The sequence below is a fragment of the Phenylobacterium sp. LjRoot225 genome, assembly GCF_964252855.1.
GTDB lineage: Bacteria > Pseudomonadota > Alphaproteobacteria > Caulobacterales > Caulobacteraceae > Phenylobacterium.
Map to the genome: position 1 here is coordinate 2,196,755 of NZ_CAXUPL020000001.1, position 24,382 is coordinate 2,221,136.

Annotated in this window: 22 protein-coding genes and 1 pseudogene; 7 read left to right on the plus strand and 16 right to left on the minus strand. The window is 68.7% G+C overall.

Translation table 11 applies throughout. The features are described 5' to 3' along the window. Positions 1-269: 269 nt before the first annotated feature. The 4 genes from ACSQ2B_RS10225 to ACSQ2B_RS10240 all read right to left on the minus strand — a co-directional run bounded on the left by ACSQ2B_RS10225 (position 270) and on the right by ACSQ2B_RS10240 (position 4,796). The gene (locus ACSQ2B_RS10225) at positions 270-1,493 is read right to left on the minus strand and encodes a DUF1214 domain-containing protein (protein ID WP_436049500.1); all 1,224 of its coding nucleotides are present in this window, start codon (positions 1,491-1,493) and stop codon (positions 270-272) included. Between the two features lie 161 nt (positions 1,494-1,654). Continuing rightward, positions 1,655-2,467: a sugar phosphate isomerase/epimerase family protein gene (locus ACSQ2B_RS10230; protein ID WP_436049502.1), complete on the minus strand. Its 813-nt coding sequence runs from the start codon at positions 2,465-2,467 to the stop codon at positions 1,655-1,657. A 20-nt stretch (positions 2,468-2,487) separates the two neighbouring features. Next, positions 2,488-3,675, minus strand: a complete 1,188-nt coding sequence (locus ACSQ2B_RS10235) for a sulfotransferase family protein (protein WP_436049504.1) — start codon at positions 3,673-3,675, stop codon at positions 2,488-2,490. Further along, on the minus strand, positions 3,672-4,796 hold the full coding sequence (locus tag ACSQ2B_RS10240) for an LLM class flavin-dependent oxidoreductase (protein ID WP_436049506.1): 1,125 nt from the start codon (positions 4,794-4,796) through the stop codon (positions 3,672-3,674). The genes ACSQ2B_RS10235 and ACSQ2B_RS10240 overlap by 4 nt, the downstream gene beginning before the upstream one ends. A 140-nt stretch (positions 4,797-4,936) precedes the next feature. On the opposite strand from ACSQ2B_RS10240, the gene ACSQ2B_RS10245 reads away from it, so the two are divergent. Further along, positions 4,937-6,037: a helix-turn-helix transcriptional regulator gene (locus ACSQ2B_RS10245; protein ID WP_436049508.1), complete on the plus strand. Its 1,101-nt coding sequence runs from the start codon at positions 4,937-4,939 to the stop codon at positions 6,035-6,037. 9 nt (positions 6,038-6,046) lie between these two features. On the opposite strand, the gene ACSQ2B_RS10250 is transcribed toward ACSQ2B_RS10245, so the two are convergent. After that, positions 6,047-6,862, minus strand: coding sequence for a TauD/TfdA dioxygenase family protein (locus ACSQ2B_RS10250; RefSeq protein WP_436049510.1), 816 nt, complete (start codon positions 6,860-6,862; stop codon positions 6,047-6,049). A 216-nt stretch (positions 6,863-7,078) separates the two neighbouring features. On the opposite strand from ACSQ2B_RS10250, the gene ACSQ2B_RS10255 reads away from it, so the two are divergent. Then, the gene (locus tag ACSQ2B_RS10255) at positions 7,079-7,684 is read left to right on the plus strand and encodes a TetR/AcrR family transcriptional regulator (protein WP_436049512.1); all 606 of its coding nucleotides are present in this window, start codon (positions 7,079-7,081) and stop codon (positions 7,682-7,684) included. On the opposite strand, the gene ACSQ2B_RS10260 is transcribed toward ACSQ2B_RS10255, so the two are convergent. From ACSQ2B_RS10260 to ACSQ2B_RS10280, 5 genes are all read right to left on the minus strand, one after another. Continuing rightward, on the minus strand, positions 7,681-9,000 hold the full coding sequence (locus tag ACSQ2B_RS10260; protein WP_436049514.1) for a hypothetical protein: 1,320 nt from the start codon (positions 8,998-9,000) through the stop codon (positions 7,681-7,683). The two genes, ACSQ2B_RS10255 and ACSQ2B_RS10260, sit on opposite strands and share 4 nt — an antisense overlap. 97 nt (positions 9,001-9,097) lie before the next feature. Further along, positions 9,098-9,505, minus strand: a complete 408-nt coding sequence (arsC, locus tag ACSQ2B_RS10265; RefSeq protein ID WP_436049516.1) for an arsenate reductase (glutaredoxin) — start codon at positions 9,503-9,505, stop codon at positions 9,098-9,100. Further along, positions 9,502-10,242 (minus strand): aquaporin, encoded by a 741-nt coding sequence (locus ACSQ2B_RS10270; protein WP_436049518.1) that lies wholly within the window; start codon positions 10,240-10,242, stop codon positions 9,502-9,504. The genes arsC and ACSQ2B_RS10270 overlap by 4 nt, the downstream gene beginning before the upstream one ends. Then, on the minus strand, positions 10,239-10,781 hold the full coding sequence (locus ACSQ2B_RS10275; protein ID WP_436049519.1) for an arsenate reductase ArsC: 543 nt from the start codon (positions 10,779-10,781) through the stop codon (positions 10,239-10,241). The genes ACSQ2B_RS10270 and ACSQ2B_RS10275 overlap by 4 nt, the downstream gene beginning before the upstream one ends. 14 nt (positions 10,782-10,795) lie before the next feature. Beyond that, on the minus strand, positions 10,796-11,149 hold the full coding sequence (locus ACSQ2B_RS10280) for an ArsR/SmtB family transcription factor (RefSeq protein ID WP_436049521.1): 354 nt from the start codon (positions 11,147-11,149) through the stop codon (positions 10,796-10,798). A gap of 70 nt (positions 11,150-11,219) precedes the next feature. On the opposite strand from ACSQ2B_RS10280, the gene arsH reads away from it, so the two are divergent. After that, complete coding sequence (gene arsH / locus ACSQ2B_RS10285; RefSeq protein ID WP_436049523.1) at positions 11,220-11,906, plus strand: arsenical resistance protein ArsH; 687 nt, start codon at positions 11,220-11,222, stop codon at positions 11,904-11,906. On the opposite strand, the gene ACSQ2B_RS10290 is transcribed toward arsH, so the two are convergent. After that, complete coding sequence (locus ACSQ2B_RS10290; RefSeq protein WP_436049525.1) at positions 11,903-13,462, minus strand: TetR family transcriptional regulator; 1,560 nt, start codon at positions 13,460-13,462, stop codon at positions 11,903-11,905. The genes arsH and ACSQ2B_RS10290 overlap by 4 nt on opposite strands. 370 nt (positions 13,463-13,832) lie before the next feature. Between ACSQ2B_RS10290 and ACSQ2B_RS10295 the strand changes: the two genes are divergently transcribed. Then, positions 13,833-14,588 (plus strand): SDR family oxidoreductase, encoded by a 756-nt coding sequence (locus ACSQ2B_RS10295; RefSeq protein ID WP_436049526.1) that lies wholly within the window; start codon positions 13,833-13,835, stop codon positions 14,586-14,588. A gap of 71 nt (positions 14,589-14,659) precedes the next feature. Continuing rightward, a complete protein-coding gene (locus tag ACSQ2B_RS10300; protein ID WP_436049527.1) occupies positions 14,660-15,400 on the plus strand; it encodes an SDR family NAD(P)-dependent oxidoreductase in 741 nt (246 codons plus the stop codon). 227 nt (positions 15,401-15,627) lie between these two features. Here the strand turns inward: ACSQ2B_RS10300 and pstS are convergent, their stop codons facing one another. Further along, positions 15,628-16,716 (minus strand): phosphate ABC transporter substrate-binding protein PstS, encoded by a 1,089-nt coding sequence (pstS, locus tag ACSQ2B_RS10305; RefSeq protein ID WP_436049528.1) that lies wholly within the window; start codon positions 16,714-16,716, stop codon positions 15,628-15,630. 222 nt (positions 16,717-16,938) lie between these two features. On the opposite strand from pstS, the gene ACSQ2B_RS10310 reads away from it, so the two are divergent. After that, entirely contained in the window at positions 16,939-17,346 is a 408-nt protein-coding gene (locus ACSQ2B_RS10310) for an Hsp20/alpha crystallin family protein (RefSeq protein ID WP_436049530.1), read from the plus strand. 16 nt (positions 17,347-17,362) lie between these two features. Next, on the plus strand, positions 17,363-19,795 hold the full coding sequence (gene lon / locus ACSQ2B_RS10315) for an endopeptidase La (protein WP_436049532.1): 2,433 nt from the start codon (positions 17,363-17,365) through the stop codon (positions 19,793-19,795). Between the two features lie 35 nt (positions 19,796-19,830). Here lon and ACSQ2B_RS10320 read toward each other — a convergent pair whose 3' ends face one another. The 4 genes and pseudogenes from ACSQ2B_RS10320 to ACSQ2B_RS10335 all read right to left on the minus strand — a co-directional run. Next, the gene (locus tag ACSQ2B_RS10320; protein ID WP_436049533.1) at positions 19,831-20,286 is read right to left on the minus strand and encodes a hypothetical protein; all 456 of its coding nucleotides are present in this window, start codon (positions 20,284-20,286) and stop codon (positions 19,831-19,833) included. Positions 20,287-20,369: 83 nt separating this feature from the next. After that, the gene (locus ACSQ2B_RS10325; protein ID WP_436049535.1) at positions 20,370-21,317 is read right to left on the minus strand and encodes a UDP-glucuronic acid decarboxylase family protein; all 948 of its coding nucleotides are present in this window, start codon (positions 21,315-21,317) and stop codon (positions 20,370-20,372) included. 11 nt (positions 21,318-21,328) lie between these two features. Continuing rightward, positions 21,329-23,410 carry an O-linked N-acetylglucosamine transferase family protein gene (locus ACSQ2B_RS10330; RefSeq protein WP_436049537.1) on the minus strand — a complete coding sequence of 694 codons (2,082 nt, stop codon included), beginning with the start codon at positions 23,408-23,410 and terminating at the stop codon, positions 21,329-21,331. A 177-nt stretch (positions 23,411-23,587) separates the two neighbouring features. Then, positions 23,588-24,382: pseudogene (locus ACSQ2B_RS10335) on the minus strand (ice nucleation protein); the annotation flags it as partial.

Genomic DNA, 24,382 nt, shown 5'->3' on the forward strand with positions numbered 1-24,382 from the left:
ACCTGTCTTACTAATTTGACTGACGCAGCGGACTGGGCACGCGATCGAAAGGCCGGCTTGGGCGAACGGGGAGGGAGCGGCCGCGCGAACAGGTCGCGAGCGTCGAGGCGACGACTGGAGGGGCCGCACAGGGCCGCCGCGAGGAGGGAGTGAACGCCTGCGGCTCGCACTGGAGCGCGGCGCCGCGAAGACACGCAACTTCGAACGCCGGGCTCTCCCCGGCGACCTTCACCGACCGATCGTCGAGCGCCGCGGCGCCCGACCTTGGATCAGAGCTTGTAGCGCCGCCGGATGCCGTCGAAACGGGCGTGCAGCAGGCGGGCGCGTTCCTCGGGCGTGACCCTGGCGCTGTCCGCCGGCAGGGCCTCGGCCAGGGCGTCGCGCTTGACGAGCCGGGTGCGGAAGTCCGCCGAGTTCTCGCTCTGCAGGTTGCGGTAGGTCAGGTTGCCGCGCACGAAGCCCTGGGTGTCCAGCCAGTTGTGGTAGCCGGGATCGTCGTGGCTGAGGACGAGGCGGATCACGCCGTCGGCGTCGACCTTGGTGCGGCTGGGCGTATAGCTCACCGGCCGGTAGAGATAGTCCATGCTGTTGAAGAACACCCCCATGTTCGACAGCATCCAGAAGCCGTCGTGGCTGTCGAACTCGACGACCAGGGCCTCGTCGGGCGCAATCTCCCAGTACATGTTGGCCGCCGCGCGCCCGCGTTTCTTGTCGCCCGGATCGCCGAGCGCGCCCGGGAAGACGTTCGGCGTCTTGGGGTTCACCGCGCCGATCATGAAGGGGTGGTCCGGCCAGTCGGTCATCACCGCCTCGACGAAGCGGCCCGCCCAGTCCATCGCCTCGACCATCTCTCCGGGCGTCGGCATGGGCCGGGGCTCGCTCATGCCGATCCGCTCGATGCGCAGGGTCGCCGGCCGCTCCTCCCAGCGGTCGAACCCCTGGCGCAGGAAGAGCTTGCGCGAGCCGGGCGTGGTCGGCAGCCAGTTGGGGCCACGCTCGGGCCCGCCGATGTAGAGCTCGAAGCTCCCGTCCCAGGCGGTCTGCAGCTGCTGGCCGAACAGGTTGGCCTCGGGGATGTCGCCGAAAGGCTCGTGCAGGCTGCGGAACTCCGTGCCCGGCTGCTTGTCTGGCCGCGGGCCCTGGACGGTGATGTTCAGGAACCGGCAGGTTCCGCGGTTGCCGGTGATCTTGTAGACCGACTGCCCGTCGATCCAGGCCTGCTGGTAGACGAAGTCCGCGCAGTCCCCGCCCAGCTTGCGGTGCGGATTGCAGAAGGTGTGCAGCTCCGGATAGCGGGTGTTGCGGGTCTCCAGCGCCAGGTCGAAAGCCTGGCCGAGGTTCTGCGTCATGAACCGGAAGGCGTCCGCCCGCTGCACCGCGTTCGGCGGGTTGTAGTCCTTGAAGACCTGCTGGCCGGCCGCCTTCAATCGCTCGCAGAAGGCGTTCCAGGCCTCGCTGAGGGCCTGGTCGTCGGGGCTGTCGCGGAACGCCATCAGAGTTCTCCAATCCTCACCGCCGAACGCCCCCTCCGTCTCGCTTCGCGAGCCACCTCCCCCGCTGCGCGGTGGAGGATCTGGGCCGTAGATGCTCCACCGCGTAGCGGGGGAGCTGTCGGCGCAGCCGACTGAGGGGGCGTTCGGCGCATATGCAGGTCTCAAACACCCCGCCCCTCCAGGAAGTCCCCGATCCACGCCGCCGCCCGGCGACACGCCGCCACCCGCCCCTCAGCGTCGATCCTAGGCCCCAGAAGCTCCAGGTCGAAAGCGCCCGCATAGCCGGCGTCCAGCGCCCAGCCGAGAATGCGCGCCAGGGGGATGGCCCCGTCGCCCGGCACGGCGCGGCAGGGCGAGGCGCGGTCGCCCAGCACGTAGTCGCTGACCTGGATCAGGTGGCAGCGCGGCATGGCGCGCTCGATGCTCTGCTTCAGTCCAGCCTCGGTCCAGCAGGTGAAGACGTCGAGGCAGACGCCGATTCCAGCCATTTCCGCCAGCTGCACCGCGTCGCGCAGCGAATGGGCGATGTGGATGTCGACGAAGACCGTGGAGGCGGGCTCGATCATCAGCGCCACGCCGGCGTCCCGGGCGCGGGCGACGCAAGGGGCGATCGCCTCGCAGAAGGCCTCGGCCGCCTGCTCCCAGGTGAGGCCTCCGCGGCCGCCGGTCAGCATGTAGATCGAGCGGCCGCCCAGGGCCTCGGTCGCGGCGATCACCTGGTCGAGCTGAGCCCGCGCCTCGCCCCAGGCCTCCGTCTCCGGCAGCTGTCGCGGCGCCAGGAAGGGGTGCATCAGGTATTCAAGCGTCCAGGGGCCGCCCGCCACGAAATCGTGGACGGCGGGGAGGCCCTCGGCGAACAGCATGGGGCTCACCACGCTCGTCCGGTGCGGCGAGAGCGCCCGCAGGTGGGCCGCCACATCGCGCGCGCGCTCGCCGGGAAAACAGATGGCGCCGACGGAGATCCGCTCGTGCATGTCGGTGTTCCTGGCGCGGCCTAGGCCGGCTTGCGGTGCTCGATGTCGATGCCGAAGCGCTCGCGATAGGGGGCGAACTCAGCGTTCAAAGCCTCGATGTCCTCGCCGATCATGTCCGTCGAGTAGACGAACTTTCCGTACCGATCGCCCTTGTTGTTCGCCAGATAGTCGCGCATCGCCGCCTCGGTGTCCGCGCCGAAGGCCATGCCGTAGGTCTCGTAGAAGCCGCGGATGACGCAGACGGGATCGCGGACGAAGTCCTGATAGCGGACGTGGTGGATGCGCGGGTCGTTGACCAGCGGGTGGGTCATCGTCGCCTCGAAGCTCGCCCGCGCCATCGCCAGCTGCTGCTTGGCGACCGCCGGCCAATCCACGTGGCCGCTCAGGCCTTCCATCAGCTCGGCGACCATGGCGATGCGCGAGGCGATCACCTGCACCGGGTCGCGGTGGGTCCAGATCATCCGCGCGTCCGGATAGGTCTCGAAGAAGGCGTCTAGCCGGGCGTTGTGGAAGCCCTTCAGCACCCAGTACTTCTTCGGCCGGGCGTACTGGAGCTGCTGCAGCATCATCTTGTGCAGCCGGTACTGGGCCCAGGCGTCGGTCGGCAGGCCGGCGACCTTCATGCCCATCGGCACGCGCCACCAGGCGGTCGGCGTCATCACCCGGAAATCGAAGGCCCAGGTGCGCTCGTCCTCCGGCAGGCCCTCGCCCAGCATGTCGTTGTAGGGATGGCTCCTCAGCCAGAAGGCGAGCTTGGTGTTGATCTCGCGCCAGTCTTCGTCGGCGCGCGCCCGCCGCGGATCATCCTCGCCCGTCAGCCCCGGGGGCGGCGAGGGATACATCACCTCCCAGAACCGCAGCGACCGCCCGTTCGGATCGACCGACAACAGGGCGTGCAGCAGGGTCGTGCCGCAGCGCGGCTCGCCGGTGGCGAACACCGGGGCGGTGATCTGCTCCTCGCCGATCGGGTAGCGCTTCCGGTCCTCGAAGAACTCCAGCCGCGACGTCAGCAGCCACAGGCAGTTTTCGACGGCGGCGCGTTCGCCCGCCGCGTCCATGCCGGCCTGTTTGATCGACTCCACCGCCAGGCGGAACCGCTCCGGCAGACTGTCGTCGCCGAAGTCGTTCAGGCCCGTGCGGGCCCTGGCCTCTGCCAGGATGGCGGCCGCATCCAGCGGGGGCGTGTTCATCTCGACGACCGCGTTCACGCTGCGTCTCCCGTCAGGCGCATCAGCTCGTCCTCGGCCTGCCGCACCTTGGCCGCGGAGGTGGCGGCGAACTTCAGGCCGGCCATGCCGCTGTAGTCGAGCAGCTTGGCCACCCGCATGCCGGCGTCGGCGTAGGCCTTGTACTTGCGGGCGATCTGCTGGGGCGAACCGTGCTCGACGACCGAGAGGATCGCCTCCGACTGGACCTTGTCCAGCATGTCGAGGATCCGCTCCCGCGGGAACAGGGCCGGGTCGATGTCCTGCATGCCGCGCCAGGTCTCGCCGAGCGGATGCTCGAAGCCGCGCTGGCGCAGGACCTCGGCCGGCATCTGCATGACCAGCGCCTTCACCAGCGGCGCCTGGAGGATTTCCGCCAGCTCGGCATCGTCGCCGATCAGGCAGAAGTTGACGTTGGCCGGCGTGATGGCCATCGGGTCGCGCCCGGCCTGTTCGGCGGACTGGCGGATCACCTTGAGCTTGTCCGCGTACTCCTCGGGGGTCCAGGCGCCGGCCGGCCACCAGCCGTCGGCGTAGCGGCCGGCGATGCCGAGCATCCGCGGGCCATTGGCGCCGATCCAGATCTTGGGGAACCTGCCCTCGTAGGGCTCGGTGTCCAGGCGGGCATGGTGCAGGTGGTAGAACTGGCCTTCGAAATCGACCGGCCCGTCGCTCTCCCAGAGCAGCCGGATGACCTTCAGCGACTCCTCGAAGCGCCCCACCGGCTTGGAGAAGTCGAAGCCATAGGGGACCGTGTTCTCCGTCTCGCCGCTGCCCAGGCCGAGGATGAACCGGCCCTTGGACAGGTGGTCGATGGTCAGCGCCGTCTGGGCCAGCAGAGAGGGGTGTCGGCGGACCGTGTCGACCACGCAGGTGGCGATCGGCACGTTCTTGGTCAGCACCGCCGCGGCGGCGGCGACCGCCAGGCCGTCGAGGTGGCGGTGCGGCGACGGCGAGGAGATGGCGAGGTCGGTGAACTCCGGCGTCCAGATCGAATCCGGCCAGAAGCTCACCATGTGGTCGGGCACCCAGATCGAATGGTAGCGGCCGCTGTCCAGGGTCTCGAGGTCGGAGAGGCCGAGCGGAAGTGTCGAGCGCAGGAAGGCGGCGGGCTGAAAGGTCATGCGGTTTCCTCCTGGCTCTCCGTCTTGCGCGGCTAGCCAGTGACCCACGATTGTCATACGACACGGCGGAGGAAACCTCCCATTTGGGAGGTGCGATCGCAGATGACGGGGGGATTGACGTAAGAGGTTGGAGAGCCGCCATGCCTGACGCTCATCTGGAGACCGATCTCCTGACCGCCATCCTCGAGGGAGCGTTCGAGGCCCCGCTCTGGGCCAGCTTCCTCGACGGCCTTCGCCGTAAGACCGCTGCGGACTACGCCAGCCTGATCTTTCGCCCGCCCGGCCGTCCGCTCAACGCCGTGGTCCACCTGTTCGCGGGCGCCCCGTCGCCCCCGCTGGTGGAGCGGCTCTACCACGAGGACCTCTACCAGACGGACCCCCTGCCCTATCACCAGCTGGCGGAGGGTCGCCCCTACGCGCTTGCGGAACTGCTTCGGTTCGACGATCCGGCCCATGTCGACTTCTATCGAGATGTCGTCGTGCCGAGCGGCATGGCGGCCATGCGGATGATGCGGGTGCAGGAGGCGAGCGGGGTGAACGCCTGGCTGACGATCGCCCGGCGCGAAACGGACTTCGGCGCCGCCGAGGACGACCTCCTGAGCGCCATCGCGCCGGCCCTGCGCGGCGCGCTGCGCAACTTCGCAGCCCTGGAGCACGAACGATTCAACGCCTCGGTGGCGGCGGAGGCCATCCGCCGGCTGCACTTCGGCTGGTTCACCCTGGACGCGACAGGGCGGGTCCTGGAGTCAAACGCCCTGGGGACCGACATCCTGGCGAAGTCCTCGATCCTGCGGCGAAACGCCGACGGCCGCCTGGCCGCACGCCCGGCGAAGCTGGAGCGCGAGATCGTGATGGCGATCCGCGAACTGGCGGCGAACCCGAAAAGCCGGGCTCGGGCGATCACCCTGAACCAGGATCCGTGGTTCGACATGCTGCTTGCCCCGACCCACGGTCAGCCGATCTCAGCGGGCCCCAACCCGGCGGTGATCGCCTATGTCCACGGCGACAACGCGCCTTCGGCGCATCGCTGCGACCAGCTCGCCAAGCTCTTTGCCCTGACGCCCAGCGAGGCGCGGCTGGCGCTGGCGCTCAGCCGCGGCATGACCATCGCCGAAGCCGCGGCGGAGTTCGGCCTGACGCTCGAAACAGCGCGCAACTATTCGAAGAAGATCTATTCGAAGACCGGCGCCCGCGGCCAACCCGACCTCGTCCGCTTCGTGATGCGCAGCGTCCTGGTCTGACGCCTAGCCTCAGGCCAGCGCCTCTTCGCCGACCAGGGTGGTGCGGCTCAGGAGACGGCCGCTGTCGGCTGGATAGGGTTCGACCCGGTGCATGACGCCGGTGTTGTCCCAGATGATCATGTCGCCCACGGTCCATTCGTGCCGGTAGACGAACTGCGGCTGGGTCGACCAGGCTTGCAGCCGGTCGATCAGGATGCGGCCCTCGGCTTCGTCCATGCCCTCGACCGAGGCGGCGTGGATGCCGACGACAAGAGACTTGCGGCCGGACTGGTGGGTCCAGACCAGGGGATGCGTCTTCGGCGCGAAGGTTCGATCCCAGGCTTCCAGCTCTTCCTTGCTGGGATGGAGATTGACCTTGCTCTGGATCATCTTCTGGGTGTGGACCACGCGCAGCTTTTCATAGGCGCGCTTCTCGTCCTCGGGCAGGTCGTCGTAGGCGGCGTAGGTGTTGGCGAATTCGGTCTGGCCGCCCACCTTCGACAGCACGCGGGCGGTCAGCAGCGACGCGCGCGTTGGGACGTCATCCTGGACGCCGTCGATGTGCCAGTAGGGCGTGCCCTTCAGATAGTGCGCCGTGTCGTTGAGCCGGGTGTCGAGGGTGATCTTGTAGATGCCCTTCTCGCCCTGCGGGATCACCTGGCCCAGGGTCTTGGCGAATTCGACCTGCTCTTCGTCGGTCATGCCGAGCTTGTGGAACAGCAGCACGCCGCGCTGTTCGAGCAGATCGCGGATCTCCTGCGAATGGCCGCCCGCCAGCAAGGTCTCCTTGCTGGCGATGATCTCGGTTCCGATGCGCGGCGTAAGCGCCCTGGTGGCGAACGTCATCTGCCGATCTCCCTGCCGGCGTCCTCGCCTGGGGCGGCGCGAGCGGCTTCAAAAAAGCTTTGCTGAACGCTTCATTAGCATTCGCGGCTTGCAGGGGTCAATCGACCGTCGACAGCGCATCATCGCCGTCCGACGCCCTATGGTGGGCCGGGCGTAGTGGCTCGGCGGCGACTGTTGTAGTACCGCCGAGGTCTTCGCAGGGGGATGGATCCAGGAATGGCAGCGCCTCGCAGGATGGGGGTCGACGGCGCGAAGAACCGCGGGCTGTTCGTGGAGGCGGCGGAACAGCTTCTCCGGGAGGAAGGCTACTCGGCGTTCACCGCCCGGCAGGTCGCCGCCAAGGCCGGGCTGAAGACCCAGCTGATCTACTACTACTTCCAGACGATGGACGACCTGATCCTGGCGGTCGTTCAGAGGATCACGACCCATCGCCTGGCGCGCTTCGAGCAGGCCATGGCGTCGCCTCAGCCGCTGAGGGCGCTTTGGGAGCTGCACAGCGATCCAGCGGGGGCGGTGATCTCGTCCGAGCTGCAGGCGATCGCCAGCCACCGCGAAACCATCCGCGCCGAGATCATCCGCTCCGCCCGACATTTCCGCGCCCTGCAGATCGAGGCGGTGTCGCGACTGCTTGAGGGGCGTGGCGTGGACCAGCAGGCCTATCCCGCCGCCGCCATCGTGGCGATCACCACCGCCTTTGCGCGCGCCCTGGTCACCGACACCGCGCTGGGGGTTTCGGACGGCTATCCCGAAGCGGTCATGCTGGTGGAGCGCGCCCTTCGGCAATTTGGCGAAGGCCCGCCGCCGGACAGCGCACCGCCCTAAGCCGCAGGCGACCGCCGCAGCACCGCGTCGAGGCTCGCCCCGAAGCCGTGGGCCTGCCAGAGGCTCAGGAAGGCGGTGAAGACGTGCAGGAAGCCGCGGGCGACTTCGTCCTTGAAGAGGACGGGGTCGAGCGGGCCCTCGGCGTCGGCCGCCTCGGGCAGGCGCGAGAGCACCAGGGCCGGGACGTCCATCATCATGGAGAGCCCAAGCATCGCCACCGACAGGTCGAGGTGGAGCCTGAGCTCCGCCGCCTCGAGCCGCGGACCGCCCTGCTCGTGCAGGGTGGCGGCGAAGAGCGGCAGCAGCTCCTCGAGACGACCGTCGACGATATCCGGGCCCGCCCCGCACAGGCCGCCCCACAGGGCGCAGGCCACGTTCATCTGGCGGACCATTCCCCAGTCCAGCAGCCCGCACTGGAGACCGCCCGACGGCAGGCGCCAGAACCAGGCATTGTCGATATTGGTGTTCCAGTGGCAGAGCGCGATGAAGTCGCGGTCCGCGTGCAGGAAGCGCCGGATGGTCGCCTGGTGACGCAGCAGGCGGACCGCCTCGGCTTCCAGCTGGGCGATGAACTGCGGCGTGGCGATCCTGGCCGGCAGCAGCTGGGGACATCGTTCGGCGAAGGCGGCGTAGGCCGCCACGCGCTCGCGCAGCTGCGCCTCGGTCCAAGGAATTGGATTTTCGGCCGCCGCCGCGTCCGCGTCGAAGGGGAAGAGCGTCTCGACCTGCGGCGACAGCCGCCCCGACTGGTGCGCGGCGGCCAGGCGCGCCAGCGCCGTCACGGTCGCCCGGTAGTAGGCGAGCGGCTCGGCGAGCTCATGGTCCATGCATTTCGGGCGGAGCGGCTCGATGCCGTCGCGACCGAAGGCCACCCTCTGGGTGATGAGCAGGCCGGTGCCGGAGTCGCGATGAAAGTCCGCGAAGTAGGCGGCTGGAACCTCGATCGGGAAGCCGGGGTGGCGCGACAGGGCGGCCAGGCGAACCTCGGCCTCCAGTTCGTACCGGCGACGGTCACGAAACGCGTCGGCGAAGTCGCGGGAGAACTTCACGAAGAGGTCGCTGTGCAGGCCCGGTTCCGGGCGCTCATATTCGACCGACAGGAACAGCTTGTGGCCCGAGTTGCCGCCGGGGAAGGACTCGCAACCGGTGATCCGGACAACCCGATTGTCCGCGGAAAGCGAACCGAACGCCCGGAAGGCGTCGGTGAGGAAGGTCTCGCCGGCGGCGCGCAGCGCCGCGTCATGCGCCGGAATGTCGAGGCCGCTCGCGTCGCCGCGCACGAAGTCCAGGCGGACCGGTTCGTCGTAGACCATCATCTCGCGCGGGCCTTGAGCTGCGGTCGAAAGGGCGGGCGCACCTCATCACGTTCGCCGATTGTCTTGTAAAGCCCGGCCCGCATCCGGGACCAAGCCGCTACCGCCGCACGATCTCGCCGTCCTCCTTGGTGAAGCTCGCCGGCTTGCGATCCAGCAGATCGAGGACGACCTCGGAGGGCCGGCTGAGCTTGACGCCCTTGGGGGTGACGACGATCGGCCGGTTCACCAGGATCGGGTGCTCGACCATGGCGTCCAGGATCGCCTCGTCGCTGACCTTCGGGTCCAGCAGGCCCAGCTCGGCGGCTGGCGTTCCCTTGTCGCGCAGGATGTCCCGCGGCCTGGCGCCCATGGCGGCCAGCAGCGCCTGCAGCTGGGGCTTGGTCCAGCCGGCCTGCAGATACTCGACAATCTCGGGCTGGTAGCCGGCGGCCTCGACCATGGCCACGGTGTTGCGGGACGTGCCGCAGGCCGGATTGTGGAAGATGGTGATCGGGAAGCCGGTCATGTCGTGGATCTCCGGCCCAGAAGCCAGTTGAAGGTGGTCACCGCCACGACCGCGCCGACCACCTGGCCGGCGATGAACAGCGGCGCGGAGGCCGGGGAGATGCCGGCGAAGGTGTTTGTGAGGCTTCGCGCGATCGTCACGGCGGGGTTCGCGAACGAGGTCGAGGCCGTGAACCAGTAGGCCGCGGTGATGTAGAGGCCCACGAGCGTCGGCGTCGCGTCCGGCTTGAAACGCAGCGAGCCGAGAATGGTCGCGACCAATCCGAAGGTCGCCACCGCTTCGGCGAAGCCCTGCGGAAGGCCGTCGCGCGCCTTCGTGGAGACCTGCAAGACCGGTTCGGCGAACATCAGGTGGGCCGCCCAGACCCCGGCGATCGCCGCCACCGCCTGGACCGCCATGTACCCGAAGGCGAGGCGCCAGCTCAGCTCGCGCCTGGCGGCGAACATCGCCGTCACCACGGGATTGAAGTGCGCGCCGGAGATCGGCCCGAAAACGGTGATCAGAACCACCAGGGCCGCGCCGGTCGCCAAGGTGTTGCCCAGCAGGGCGACCGCGTCGTTCCCGGCCGCCAGACGCTCGCCCATGATGCCGGAGCCCACGACGACGGCGAGCAGCAGCGTCGTCCCGAGCGCTTCGGCCGCCAGGCGCTGCTGCGGCCCGAACGCCTCGAGCGGCGGCTCCAGGCTGGCGTCCAGCGGGCGGGGCGTCCGCGACGACGTCTCGACGGAACTGTTCATTCCGCGGTCGGCGCCGGCGCGTCCTGCGGCTTGCCGATGTCCTCGAGCCGCTTCTGCAGCGCAAGCCGATCGAGCGACGCCATCGGCAGGTTCATGAACAGGGAAATCCGATTGTTGAGCATGCGATAGGTGTCGGCGAAGGCGATCGCGATCTCGGCCTGGGAGCCGTGCGCCAGCGCAGGATCCGGCATTCCCCAGTGGGCCGTCATCGGCTGGCCTGGCCAGATCGGGCAGACTTCGCCCGCGGCGTTGTCACAGACCGTGAACACGAAATCGAGCTCCGGAGCGTCCGGGTTCTGGTCGCGGGTGAACTCCTCCCACGACTTCGACCTCATGCCGCTCGTGTCATGATGCAGGCTCTGGAGGAGATCGAGGGCGTGCGGGTTGACCGTGCCCGTCGGCATCGAGCCGGCCGAGTAGGCCTTGAACCGTCCCCGGCCGATGCGGTTCATGATGGCCTCGGCCATGATCGAGCGGCACGAGTTGCCCGTGCACAGGAACAGGACGTTGTAGACCTTGTCGGCGGTCGCGTTGGTCATGTGGCTTTCCTCCCTCACGCGCAGCGCCCCTCGGCCTCGCAGCCTTGGCTGACGATGGCGACCAGCGGAGCGCAGATTTCAGGCGCGCCGCCGCAGCAGTCCTCCATCAGGAAGGCGAGCAGCTGGCGCATGCCGTCATAGTTGGCGGTGTAGACGATCGACCGGCCGTCACGGCGCGAGGCGACCAGTCCTGCATGGCTGAGGATGGTCAGGCTGGCGGAAAGCGTGTTCGGCAGCACCTCGAGCCGACGGGCGATCTCGCCGGCCGCCAGGCCGTCGGCGCCGGCCTGCACGAGCAGGCGAAAGGCGGAGAGCCGCCCCTCATGGGCCAGCGCCGCGAGGCTCGAGACGGCGGACTTCATTTCCATATTTCGACAATACCAGAATTATGAGACAGTTTGAAGTCGTATTCGCCACCTTCCCCCTCCGAGGCCGTTCATGACCGAGCTCCCCGCGCTGCAGCCGCAGTTCCTCGACAGGCCGACGCCGGAGAAGCTGAACGCCCCCGCAGTCTCGACCCATCCGCCTCGCATCCTGCTGCTCTACGGGTCGCTGCGCGAACGCTCCTACAGCCGGCTTCTCGTCGAGGAGGCGGCCCGCATCCTTGAGCGGCTCGGGGCCGAAACCCGGATCTTCGACCCGCGGGAGCTGCCGCTGCCGGACGCGGTCTCGCCCGACCACCCGAAGGTGCAGGAACTGCGCGCCCTGTCCCTCTGGTCGGAGGGGCAGGTCTGGTGCAGCCCCGAGCGGCACGGCGCCATCTCCGGGATCATGAAGGCGCAGATCGACTGGATCCCGCTGGAGGTCGGCAGCGTGCGGCCGACGCAGGGCCGAACGCTGGCCGTCATGCAGGTGAGCGGGGGCTCGCAGTCGTTCAACGCGGTCAACACCCTGCGCCTGCTCGGGCGCTGGATGCGGATGATCACCATCCCCAATCAGTCGTCGGTGGCCAAGGCCTTCCAGGAATTTGACGACGAGGGCCGGATGAAGCCGTCGGCCTATTACGACCGGGTCGTGGATGTGATGGAGGAGCTGGTGAAATTCACCCTCCTGACCCGGGACCGCGCCGAATACCTCGTCGACCGCTACAGCGAGCGGAAGGCCGAGGGACGGGCGCCCACCTAGGCGGAATTGGCCGCCTCCCGTTTCAGGCGCGCGGCGATCTCCGGATAGCGCTCGCTCTTGAGCTTGCCGTACATCGAGATCCGCAGGCACTCCTGGGAGAAGCGGCGGGCGAAGCGGCGCAGGTCCTCTGGGGCGGTGGACTGGGACCGCGCCCAGACCGGCCAGAGGAAGGCTCCCGCCAGCATGATCACCGACTGCACCTCGGCGTCGAGGTCCGCCTGCGACAGCTCGGTTCGGGCGAACCGCGCCTGGGAGCCGGCGTATTCGCGCCAGAAGCTGTCGGCGGCGGGATCGGGCGAGGACAGGACCTGCAGCAGCCAGGCGCGGCAGAGCTCGGGATTGTCCATGGCGTAGTTGGCGAGGCGGTCGGTGATCCCGGCGATGTCGACCTGATCGAGCGAGCGCTCGCGCGCCGAGTCGCCGAACACCGCCCGGAACAGCTTGTCGGAGACCCATTCGGCGGTGGCCGTGACCAGTTTCTCGCGGGTCTCGAAATGCTGGTAGGCGGCGCCCCGGCTGACCCCGGCCACCCGGGCGACCTCGGACAGGCTCAGCCCCTCCGGCCCGTCCTTGGCCAGGCAGCTGCGCGCGGCCCGCAGAATGACCTCACGAGTGTTCGCCGGATCGCGGCCGCGGCGGACCGCAGCGCCCCGCGCCCTCGCCGCCGGCGGGTTCCGAGGCGTGGCGGCGGCGCAGGCCAGCGGGTCGGCTTCCATCGACATTCGGGCCAGGTGGGCCGAGGGGGTCAAGCCGCCCAGGGTCTTCAACCGGCATCGACCGTTATAGGCCTGCATGACCTGGGCGAGCTGGCGCAGGTGCGCATCGCGGTCGCCGGCGGCGCGCCGCCGCGCCGCCGCCTGCATGGTGCGGGTCATCAGCTCGATCTGGACGGGCGTCCAGCGCGCCTCGGCGGTCCGCAGCTCGACGCCCGCCGCGGCGCAGGCTTCGCCAAATTCCTGACCTTGGGCGAACGGCGTCTCGGCTTCGACGACGACGGCGTGAACCCGGTTCGGCGCCGCCGCCACCAGGGCGCGCAGGGTCTCCGCAGCGGCGGCCGGCGTGGGCTGGGCGTGCAGATCGCCGAAGGCGAACTTGCTGGCGCGGTCGACGGCCAGAAAGAGGTTGAAGCCGCCCTCGCGCTCCGGCGTCAGCAGGTGGAGGTCGAAACAGCCCGCCTCGCTCGGCGCGCCCTCGCCGCCCTGCAGCCGCGAGACGCCGTGCCGGCGCAGGCAGCGGTGCAGCGACGACCGGGTCAGCTGCGGAATGAAACTGCCCAGCGCATAGAAGCAATCGTCCAGCGGCAGGAAGCTGTAGCGCCGGAAGGCGACGATGATCGCCTCCTGCTCCAGCGTCAGCACGGTTGATTTCGGGTTCTGCGGGCCGGTCTTGCGATCCTCGACGGAGGCGCGGCTGCGCCACTTGGCGATCGTCTTCGGATTGACCCCGTAGCGTTCGGCCAGCGTGCGGATGCTGTCCGGGCTTTCCTGGATCGCCCGGCGGATCGCCGCCGTCGTCCGGGCCCCGCGCAGGCCCGCCTCCAGGGTCTCGTCGCTCATGCCTGCAACTCCTCAAGCCGCCCTGTACCATGCAATAGCGCGATCCCTTTCCCATGAGCGGCGGCCCGACCCACAGATTCGTGTCTCATCCTGCCATGGGTTGGTTCGGCTGCTGCCGAGGAGCCGCCGGTATCGCAGATGGCTTTCCCGCGCCAAAAATGAACAGGTCTGTTGCATATGCATGGAGTTGCACTGTGACCTTCAGGCGAGGAAACGCCTATGAAACCAGCACGGCGGGCATGGGAACCTTCGCGGGCGCGGAGGGCTGCGCCGGCGCCACAATGAAACCCAACAGGCGCCATTCGTTGAGCATGGCCGCCGCCCGAGCGGACGCCCAGTCCGCCGGACTGGGCGATAGAGGGAGATCGACATGGCAGGAGCACTCGCCGGACGCGTGGCGCTGGTCACCGGGGCCTCATCGGGCATCGGCGAGGCTGCTGCGGCAGCGCTGGCCGAGGCCGGCGCCGTGGTCGCCGTCTCGGCGCGCCGCGCCGAACGCCTGGAGGATCTGGTGCGCCGCATCGAGGCCGCCGGCGGCAAGGCCATCGCCCTGCCCGGCGACGTCTCTGACGAGGCCGTCGCCACCCGCGTGGTGGAGGAGACGGTGGCCCGGCTGGGCAAGCTCGACATCCTGGTTAACTCGGCCGGCGTCATCCAGGCCGGCGGCGTCGAAAACGCCGACACCGCCGAATGGCGCCGCGTCATCGACATCAACCTGATGGCCACGCTCTACACTTGTAAGGCGGCCATTGGGCCGATGAGGGCGCAAGGCGGCGGCGACATCGTCAACATCTCCTCGACGGCGGGCCGCAGAGCCGCCGGCGTCTTCGGCCCCTATTCCACCAGCAAGTTCGGCCTGACCGCCCTGACCGAGGGGATGCGCCAGGAGGTCGGCGGCTACGGCATCCGCGTCTGCATCGTCGAGCCGGGCGCGACGACCACCGAGGTGGCCGAAGGCATGACCAATCCGAAGCTGAAGGAAGCGATGCGCCAGCATGTCGGCAAGGAAGGCGCGATGAAGGCCGAGGACGTCGCCTCCGCCATCGTCTTCGTCACCAGCCTGCCGCCGCGCGCCAACATCTCGGAAATCCTCATCCGCCCGACGATCGACACTGCGCCGATGTAGGCGCACGCCGGGCACGATCTTGCAGACCCCGGCCGCCTCAACCCTGGGCCGGCCCCATTGTGGAGAATTCTATGTCTTTGAACGGCAAGGTGGCGGTGGTGACCGGAGCCGCCAGCGGGATCGGCCGCGGGATCGCCATTCGGCTCGCCGCCGACGGCGCGGCGATCTCGGTGTGGGACCTCAACGCCGCCGGGGCGGAAGAGACCGCCGAGCTGATCCGGGCCGCCGGCGGCAAGGCCATCGTCTGTGCGGGCGACGCCGCCGCGAAAGAGCCGATCGCCGCCGCGGTCGCGCGCACCCACGCCGAACTCGGCCCGATCAGCATCCTGGTGAACAACGCCGGCATGACCGGCTTCGACGCCTTCCAGACCATCACCCAGGAGCACTTCGAGAAGGTGCTGCGCGTCAACCTGACCGGCCCCTTCCTCTGCATCCAGGCCATCATCCCGGACATGCTGGCCGCCGGCTGGGGCCGCATCATCAACATCTCCTCCTCCTCGACCGAGACCGGCGCCCCGATGATGGCGCACTACGTCTCGTCCAAGAGCGGGTTGATCGGGCTGACCAAGGCGCTTGCCGTCGAGTACGCCGACAAGGGCATCACCGTGAACAACGTGCCGCCGGGCTTCATCGACACGCCGATGCTGCGGGCCTCGCCGGTCGACGTCGACGCCTACGCCGCCACCATGCCGATGAAGCGTCCGGGCAAGCCGTCCGACATCGCCGGAGCCGTCGCCTATTTCGCCTCCGAGGAAGCCGGCTACGTGACCGGCCACACGCTGAGCGTCAACGGCGGCCGCTACATGAACTAGCCGGCGGGCGGCGTCCCGGCGGTTTGTCGTCGGGACGTCGCCTTTCTTGGGGCGCTTGCTCATCCACGCGTGTCATCCCGGAATCCGCGCAGCGGATATCCGGGACCCATGCACACCGAAGAGCGAGAGTTCGCGGGGCGCGGCCGCGTCCTGCCCTGCACCGCCGTGTTCACTGGTCCCGGTCTTTTCGCTGTGCGAAAAACCGGGATGACAATCGTAGGGGGGCCTTACGGATAGACGGCCTTGCCGTCGGCGGTCTTGATGTCGGCCCACTGCTTGCGGACCTGGTCCTTCACCGCGGCGGGCAGCGGGACGTAGTCGAGCTGGCTGGCGGCGGCGTCGCCGCTCTTGTAGGCCCAGTCGAAGAAGGCCAGCACGGCCTTGGCCTTGGCGGCGTCGGCCTGCTGCTTGTGCACCAGGATGAAGGTCGCCCCGGTGATCGGCCAGGCGGCCGCGCCGGGCTGGTCGATCAGCACCAGATAGTTGCCGGGCGCGTTCGCCCAGTCGGCGCCGCCGGCCGAGGCGGCGAAGGCCGCGGCGGTCGGCGAGACGAAGGCCCCGTCCTTGTTCTGCAGGGAGGTGAAGGACATCTTGTTCTGGGTGGCGAAGGCGTATTCGACATAGCCGATCGCGCCCGGCGTCTGCTTGACGAAGGCGGCCACGCCGTCGTTGCCCTTGCCGCCGATGCCGGTCGGCCATTCCACCGCGTCGCTCGCCCCGACCTTCTCGGCCCAGGCCGGGCTCTTGGCGGTGAGATAGGTGGTGTAGAGGAAGCTGGTGCCCGAGCCGTCAGAGCGATGGACCACGGTGATCGGCAGGTTGGGCAGCTTCACCCCGGCGTTGGCCTGGACGATCTTCGGATCGTTCCAGTTCTTCACGGTCCCCAGGTAGATGTCGCCCAGCAGCGCGCCGGTCAGCTTGACCTGGCCCGGCTGCACGCCCGGCAGGTTGACCACGGGCACCACGCCGCCGACCACGGTCGGGAACTGGTAGAGGCCCGCCTTGTCCAGGTCCTCCGGCTTCAGCGGCTTGTCTGAGGCGCCGAAGTCGACGGTGTTCGCCTGGATCTGCTTGATGCCGCCACCAGAGCCGATCGGCTGGTAGTTCAGCGTGAGACCGCTGTCGGCCTTATAGGTCTCCGCCCAGCGGGCGTAGAGCGGCGCGGGGAATGTCGCTCCGGCGCCGGCGATCACGGCGCCGCCGCCGGCCGAGGGGGGCTGGCCTTGCGACTGTTGCGAGGACTTGCCGCAGCCGAACAGCAGCAGGGCGCTGGCGGCCAGGGCGAGCGTCGTTGAGACGCCGAGCTTCGTCGTCATAGGGTCACCTTCCAAGGTTCGACCTGGCTTATGCCGAGGCCGCATGACAGTCGCGTGACACATGCTCCGTAGGCGGACTGAGTCCGGCGGCGACCGAATTCCGGCCGCCGCGCGCGCCCTGTCAAGGCGTGCGGCGCAGCCGTGTGCTAATCTTTGCCTGCGCTCGCGGGAACCCGGGCAGGCGTCCCGCTCGTTAGGAACGACAGGCGAGGAGGCATATCAATGCGCCGAGAGGATCCGGCGGCCTGGATGTGGGCCGAGGCCTTGCAGATGCTGTCACAGGCCGAACGCCTCCAACACGAGTTCTTCAATCCCGGAGGTCGCCGCCCCGGCGCGGCCTGCTGGGAACCGCCGGTGGACGTTCTGGAGACCGATCGCGAGGTCCTGATCTTCGCCGCCCTCCCTGGCGTGGATTCCGACGCGGTGGAGACCGTGATCGAGGGCGGCGTTCTGGTCCTCTCCGGACGACGCGTGCTCCCGCCGCAGCTGCAAACCGCGGTCATTCACCGGCTGGAGCTGCCGCAGGGCTGTTTCGAACGGCGGATCCCCCTGCCCGCCGGACGCTACGACAGCGTGCGCCGCATCGTCACCAATGGCTGCCTGCAGGTCAGCCTGCGCAAGCTTCGCTGACCGGAGGCTGAGACCCATGTCGGAAAGCCAAAGCGTCACGGATGCGGCCGCCTTTCCGCCGCTTCCAGCCGACGCCGTGATCATCGTCCCAGTGCGCGACACGGTGCTCTTCCCGGAGATCGTCCTGCCCGTCGCGCTCAGCAGCCCCGAGGCGATCGCTGCGGCGCAGCAAGCGGTCCGCGCGCAGCGCCAGTTCGCCATCGTCTTGCAGGAGGATCTGGCGGCGGAACATCCCGCGCCCGCCGAGATGCACGGCATGGGGACGGTCGCGAACCTCTTGCGCTACATCACCACCCCCGACGGCGGGCATCATGTGATCTGCCAGGGCGTGCAGCGCTTCCACATCACGGAATTCCTCGAGGGCTGGCCGTTTCTGGCGGCGCGCGGCCTGCACCTGCCCGAGCCGCTCGCCGAAGGCGCTGAGATCGAGGCCCATTTCGTCGGCCTGAAGCAGCGCGCGCTGGAAGCCCTGCAGCTTCTGCCAGCCGCCCCGGCGCCCCTGCGCGAGGCCGTCGAGGCGGTGACCGCGCCGGGCGCCCTCGCCGATCTCGCCGCGGCCCACATGGACCTCAAGCCCGAAGAAAAACAGGACATCCTCGAAACGCTCGATCTCGTCGAGCGGCTGGACAAGGTCTCGCGCCTCCTGGCCCACAGGATCGAAGTGCTGAAGCTCAGCCAGGAGATCAACCAGCAGACCCGCGCGACCTTCGACGAGCGCCAGCGCCAGGCGGTGCTGCGCGAACAGATGGCCGCGATCCAGCGCGAGCTGGGCGAGGATGAGCCCGACGCCGATCTCGATGATTTGAGGAAGGCGATCGCCGACGCCGGGATGCCGGAAGAGGTGCAGACCCAGGCGCTCAAGGAGCTCCGCCGACTGGAGCGAACGCCGGACGCCAGCGCTGAGTACGGCATGATCCGCACCTATCTGGAGTGGCTGGCCGAGCTGCCGTGGAAGCTGCCGGACCCCGCCCCGCTCGACATCATCGAGGCGCGGCGCATCCTCGACGCCGACCACTACGGCCTGGAGAAGATCAAGCAGCGGATCGTCGAATACCTGGCGGTGCGCAAGCTTGCGCCGGGCGGCAAGGCGCCGATCCTGTGCTTCGTAGGCCCCCCCGGCGTCGGCAAGACCTCGTTGGGCCAGTCGATCGCCCGCGCCATGCAGCGCAAGTTCGTCCGCGTCAGCCTGGGCGGCGTGCATGACGAGGCCGAGATCCGCGGCCATCGCCGCACCTATGTCGGCGCCCTGCCTGGCGACATCATCCAGGCGATCCGCAAGGCCGGCTCGCGCGACTGCGTGATGATGCTGGACGAGATCGACAAGATGGGCGCAGGCGCCCACGGCGATCCCGCCTCCGCCATGCTGGAGGTGCTCGATCCGGAGCAGAACGGGACCTTCCGCGACAACTACCTCGCCGTGCCCTACGACCTCAGCCGCGTGGTCTTCATCGCCACCGCCAACATGCTGGAGGGCGTTCCCGGCCCGCTGCGCGATCGGATGGAGATCATCCAGCTCGCCGGCTACACGGCGCGCGAGAAGCTGGAGATCGCCAAACGCTACCTGCTGCAGCGGCAGCTGGAGGCCAACGGCCTGCCGCCCGAACAGGTCGTGGTGGACGATGCGGCGATCGCCCAGGTGATCGGCGACTACACCCGCGAGGCTGGGGTGCGATGGCTGGAGCGCGAGCTCGGCCGGCTGCTGCGCAACGCCGCGGTGCGCGTCGCCAGCGGCGAATCCGGCCCGATCCGCATCGGCCCGGACGAGGTCGGCCAGATCCTCGGTCCGGCGCGCTTCGAGAACGAGGTCGGCATGCGCACGAGCGTGCCCGGCGTCGCCACCGGCCTCGCCTGGACCCCGGTCGGCGGCGACATCCTGTTCATCGAGGCGACGCGAATTCCCGGCCGCGGCCAGCTGATCCTGACCGGCCAGCTGGGCGATGTCATGCGCGAGAGCGCCCAGGCCGCCATGAGCCTGGTGAAAAGCCGCGCCGCGGCTCTCGGAATCGCGCCCGAGGTCTTCGAGAAGCAGGACATCCACGTCCACGTCCCGGCCGGGGCGACGCCCAAGGACGGCCCTTCGGCCGGCGTGGCGATGTTCACCGCCCTCTCCTCACTGCTCACCGACCGCAACGTGCGCAGCGACACCGCCATGACCGGCGAGATCAGCCTGCGCGGCCTGGTGCTGCCGGTCGGCGGGATCAAGGAGAAGGTGCTGGCCGCCGAGGCCGCCGGCCTGACCCGCGTCCTGCTGCCGGCCCGCAACCGTCGGGACTTCGAGGACATCCCCGAGGAGACCCGGCAGAAGCTGGCGTTCGTCTGGCTGGAGACCGTGGACGACGCCATGGCCGCCGCGCTGGAGCCGTCAGGCGACGGCGCCGCCGTCTCGGCGCGCGGCGACGGTTCACGACCGCTCGCCGCCAGTGGCCGGGCGAGGCCTCTGGCGCACTGAGGCTCGCGGCTCCCCGATGAAGGGAAGCGCCGCCATCACCCCGTCGGCAGCATGGCCACCACGGCGTTGGTCTTGGTGTTGAAGCGCACGCCCTTCAGCCGGGCCTTGGGATAGTTGGTCCACTGTCCCGACACCTCCACCGGCGTCACGACCTGGGCGGCGGGGCCTTGCGGCTGATAGCCGATCACGTCCACGTCATAGACGCCGTCCGGCGGCGGCGCGGCGTTGATCCGTGGCAGGAAGGCCAGCTCGTAGTAGCCCGCGGTCTCGGTCTTGCCGCTGGCCTTGAGGGTCAGGCCGCCGTCGGCCTCGCCGGGGGCGACGCTCGCCGCGTCCACCGAGAGGATCACCGCCTGGCCGGCGTAGAGCTGGGCCGGACGCGACAGCGACTTGGGGGCCGGCGCCGTCTCGGTCGCTTGGCTCTGGGACTGCTGGCAGGCCGCGAGTCCGAGACAGGACGAGACGGCGGCCAGGATCAGGATCGTACGCACGAATCATCTCCCCATGGTTGTTATTTTGGGGATGTTGCGCCTCAAAGTGGCGCCGGGCAAGTTTTTGACGAACCCGCGTTCTTCTAGGCCGCGCCGCTGCTCAGCAGTTTATCGAAATAGGCGATGGTGCGGCGCAGCCCTTCCTCGAGATGAACCGTCGGCTCCCAATTGAGGATCGCCCTGGCCTTGTCGATGTTCGGCTGGCGCTGCTGCGGATCGTCCTGCGGCAGAGGGCGGAATTCGATCAGCGAGGCCGCGCCCGTCATCTCGACCACCTTCTCGGCCAGAGCGCGGATGGTGAACTCCCCGGGATTGCCGAGGTTGATCGGTCCGGTGACCTCGTCGCCGGTGTCCATCAGGCGCAGGAAGCCTTCCACCAGGTCGTCGACGTAGCAGAAGGAGCGGGTCTGCAGCCCCTCCCCGTAGAGGGTGATCGGCTCGCCCTTCAGCGCCTGGACGATGAAGTTGGAGACCACCCGGCCGTCGTTCGGATGCATCCGCGGGCCATAGGTGTTGAAGATCCGCGCGACCTTGATCCGCAGCCTGTTCTGCCGGTGGTAGTCGAAGAACAGGGTCTCGGCGCAGCGCTTGCCCTCGTCGTAGCAGGAGCGAAAGCCGATCGGATTGACGTTGCCCCAGTATTCTTCCGGCTGCGGATGAACGGTGGGGTCGCCGTAGACCTCGCTGGTCGAGGCCTGGAAGATCTTGGCGCGCCGGCGCTTGGCCAGGCCCAGCATGTTGATCGCCCCGTGCACCGAGGTCTTGGTCGTCTGGACGGGATCGTACTGATAGTGGATCGGCGAGGCCGGGCAGGCCAGGTTGTAGATCTCGTCGATCTCCACGAAGAGCGGGAAGGTCACGTCGTGCCGCATCAGCTCGAAGTTCGAATTGTCGAGCAGGTGGGCCACGTTGCGCCGGGCGCCCGTGTAGAAGTTGTCGACGCAGAGCACTTCATGGCCCTGGTCGAGGAGACGTTCGCAAAGGTGCGAGCCGATGAAGCCGGCGCCGCCGGTGACGAGGATGCGTTTCATCTCGGCGCGGCTCAGCGGCCGCCGGCTCGACGCTGGCGAGCCCGCGGCTCCACCTCCACGAGTTCGGCCTCGCCCGCGGCTTCCGCCGGCCGCCAGAGCCGGTGGTCGGGGCGCAGCGGCCGCGCCAGGTTCCGGACCGCGAGCTTCGCGCGATAGACCTCGTCGAAGTCCGGGGCGGCGCCGAGCATCTCCTGGCTGTCGTGGTCGAACTCGATCGCGGCCTTGAGATAGACGTCGAGATTAGCGAGGTCCGGGATCGGCAGTTCGCCCTGCAGATAGTCGGCGCACATGCCGGCGTAGAGTCCCTCGAGGCTGCGGACGAGCTTGTCCATGTTGAACAGGTCGCAGGTCGCGCGGTTCAGCTCCAGCTTCGCCTTGAGCGCCGCCACCGTCGCCGGCTCTCCGGCCAGCTCGATCGCCCGTTGCACGAAGGCCTGCGGATTGTCGCACACCAGTTCCGGCAGGCCGGCGGCGCGCACCAGGCTGCCGCAGACCCGCGAGGCGAAGCTGCGGCCCGAGATGGTGAGCAGCGGCACGCCCATCCACAGTGCGTCCGAGGCGGTGGTGTGGGCGCCGTACGGGAAGCTGTCGAGGAACAGGTCGGCCAGCGGATAGCGGGCCAGGTGGAACGGATTGGCCAGCTTCGGCGCGATGATCAGCCGCGCACGATCGATCCCCCGCTGCTCGGCGTAGTCGCCCAGGCGCTGAACCGTCTCCGCGCCCGGATCCAGCAGCCAAAGCACGCTGTTCGGCGTCGCGCGCAGGATCTCCAGCCAGCGGTCGTAGGTGAAGCGGGTCAGCTTCTGGACGCCGTTGAAGCTGCAGAAGACGAAGGCGTCGTCCGGCAGGCCGAACTCGCTCCGGCTCGGCCGGTTCGGCGCCACGCCCCGCTTGCGGTCGTTCGGCTGGTAGCAGGGCAGCCGGAGCACCTTCTCCGTGTAGTAGTGCTCGCTGCCCGGCGGGATGATCCACTCGTCGGCGATGACGTAGTGGTGGTAGGGCGTGCCGATGGTGCCCGGATAGCCCAGCCAGTTCACCAGGATCGGCGCGGGCCGGCGCGCGAACAGGTTGCTGCGGCCGTCACGCGTATGGCCGTTGACGTCGACCAGGATATCGATGCCGTCGGCGCCGATCCGCTCGGCCGCGGCGTCGTCGCTCATGTCGCGGATGTCGATCCAATGCTCGACGGCGGCCTTGATGCGGGCGTTCAGCGCGCCCTCGTCCTTCTTGCCGCAGTAGTAGGCGAAGACCTCGACCTGGCTGCGGTCGTGCAGCTCGAACAGCTCGGCCATCAGATAGCCGATGGCGTGGTCGCGCAGGTCTGACGAGACATAGCCTACCCGCAGCCGCCGGTCGGTCAGGTCGATCTCGGCATTCCGACGGTCGTAGGGATTGACCAGCACATCCGGAACCGCCTGCTCGACGAACCGCACCGCGGTGCCCAGGTGCAGGATCGGATCGTCCGCATAAGCCGTCGCCGAGAGCGGGCTGATCCCCATCATCAGGGTCTTGCGGTCGACCCGTTCCGTGGTCGCCATCACCGGCCACTCGCATTGCCCCATGCGCAGGGCGACGTACTGCTCGATGACGTCCCGCTGGGCCGGAACCAGCTCGAGCGCCTCCTGCAGGGCGGACTCGGCGAGAGGGGGCTGGTGGTGGTCCGAGAAGACCCGCCCCATTTGCTTGAGCGCGGTGAGCTTCATCTCTAGGGCCGTGCTTGTGACCGGCTCGACGCGGGCCAGCATCGCCTTCCAGGTCTCGATGCCCTTGACCGGCGCCCCGGCCCGCTCGAGCACGCCGCCGAGATTGATATAGGCCTGCAGGAAGTCCGGCTTCCGGCCGATCGAGGCCTTCAGCAGCTCAGCCGCGCTGGCGACGTCGCCGGCATCGCTGTCCAGCACCGCGCAGTTGAACTCGGCGATGTACAGGTGCGGATCGGTGGAATTGATCCGGATCCAGACCTTGTAGAGCTGACGCGACAGCTGCGACTGCCCAGACGCGTTGAGCGCGTTCGCCGCCTCGATCAGGTCTCGAAGCAGGAACGGACCCGCAGTGATCTTCTGGAGTGCGTCAAGGAAGACGGTGTCCGGCATGAGCTCTCGGCCATCCTGCGCCCGCCCGTCCTGCGACGAGCCTAAGCAATGATTCGGTTCGAGAAATCATCGCATGCGATTCAGGCCGGGACCACCAAGCTGCACTGGATCTTCGGTCTCAGGGCCATCACGCCGCAGGGGTGACGCCGGCCGCGGGAGCGGCCGGCGTCCATCGGACTAGTGCGCCAGGACGTAGGCTTCCACCTGGTCCGCGTCCATCATCGTCTGGACCTGAGTGGTGGTGAACCCGTCGAGCTGAGTCGTGGTCATCGCAGTGATGTTGGTCGTGGTCAGCGCGTCGATCTGGGACGAGGTCAGGCCGCCGATCTGGGTCGCCGTCAACATTCCCACGTCTGTGGTCGTGAGGTCGCCGATGACGCTGCTCGCCAGCTTCCCGATCTGCGTCGCAGTCAGGGCTTGCACCTGGCTCGTGCTCAGCTCGCGGAACAAGGTGATGTCGACCGCGCCGAGCTGGCCGGTGGTCAGGCCCTTCAGCTGGGTGGTCTGCAGCCCGTCGATCTGATCGGCCGTCAGCCCCGCGAAGTTCGTCGACGTCAGGGCGCCGATCTGGGTGCTGCTCAGGGCGCCCAGCATGGTCGCAGAGATCTCGCCCATGTCAGTGGCGGTCAGGGCGGTCAGCTGAGTGGTCGAGATGCCGCCGAGTTGCGTCGTCGTGAGCGCGGCCATCTGGGTGCTGTTCAGCGCCGAGAAGTTCGCCGTGCCCAGGCCGCGGATCTGAGAGGTGTTCAGGCTGGCGATCTGGGTCGCGGTCAGCGCAGCTGCCACTTCCGTGCTCAGGCTGGCGAGCTGGGCCGTCGTCACGCCCTTGAGCTGGGTGGTGGTGAGCGCACTGATCGCCTCCGAGCTGAGAGAGGCCAGGGCGACCGTGCTCACGGCGCCGATCTGCGTCGCGCTCAGCGAGGTGATCTGCGTCGAGCTCAGCTCGCCGAGGTCGGCCGAAGAGATCCCAGC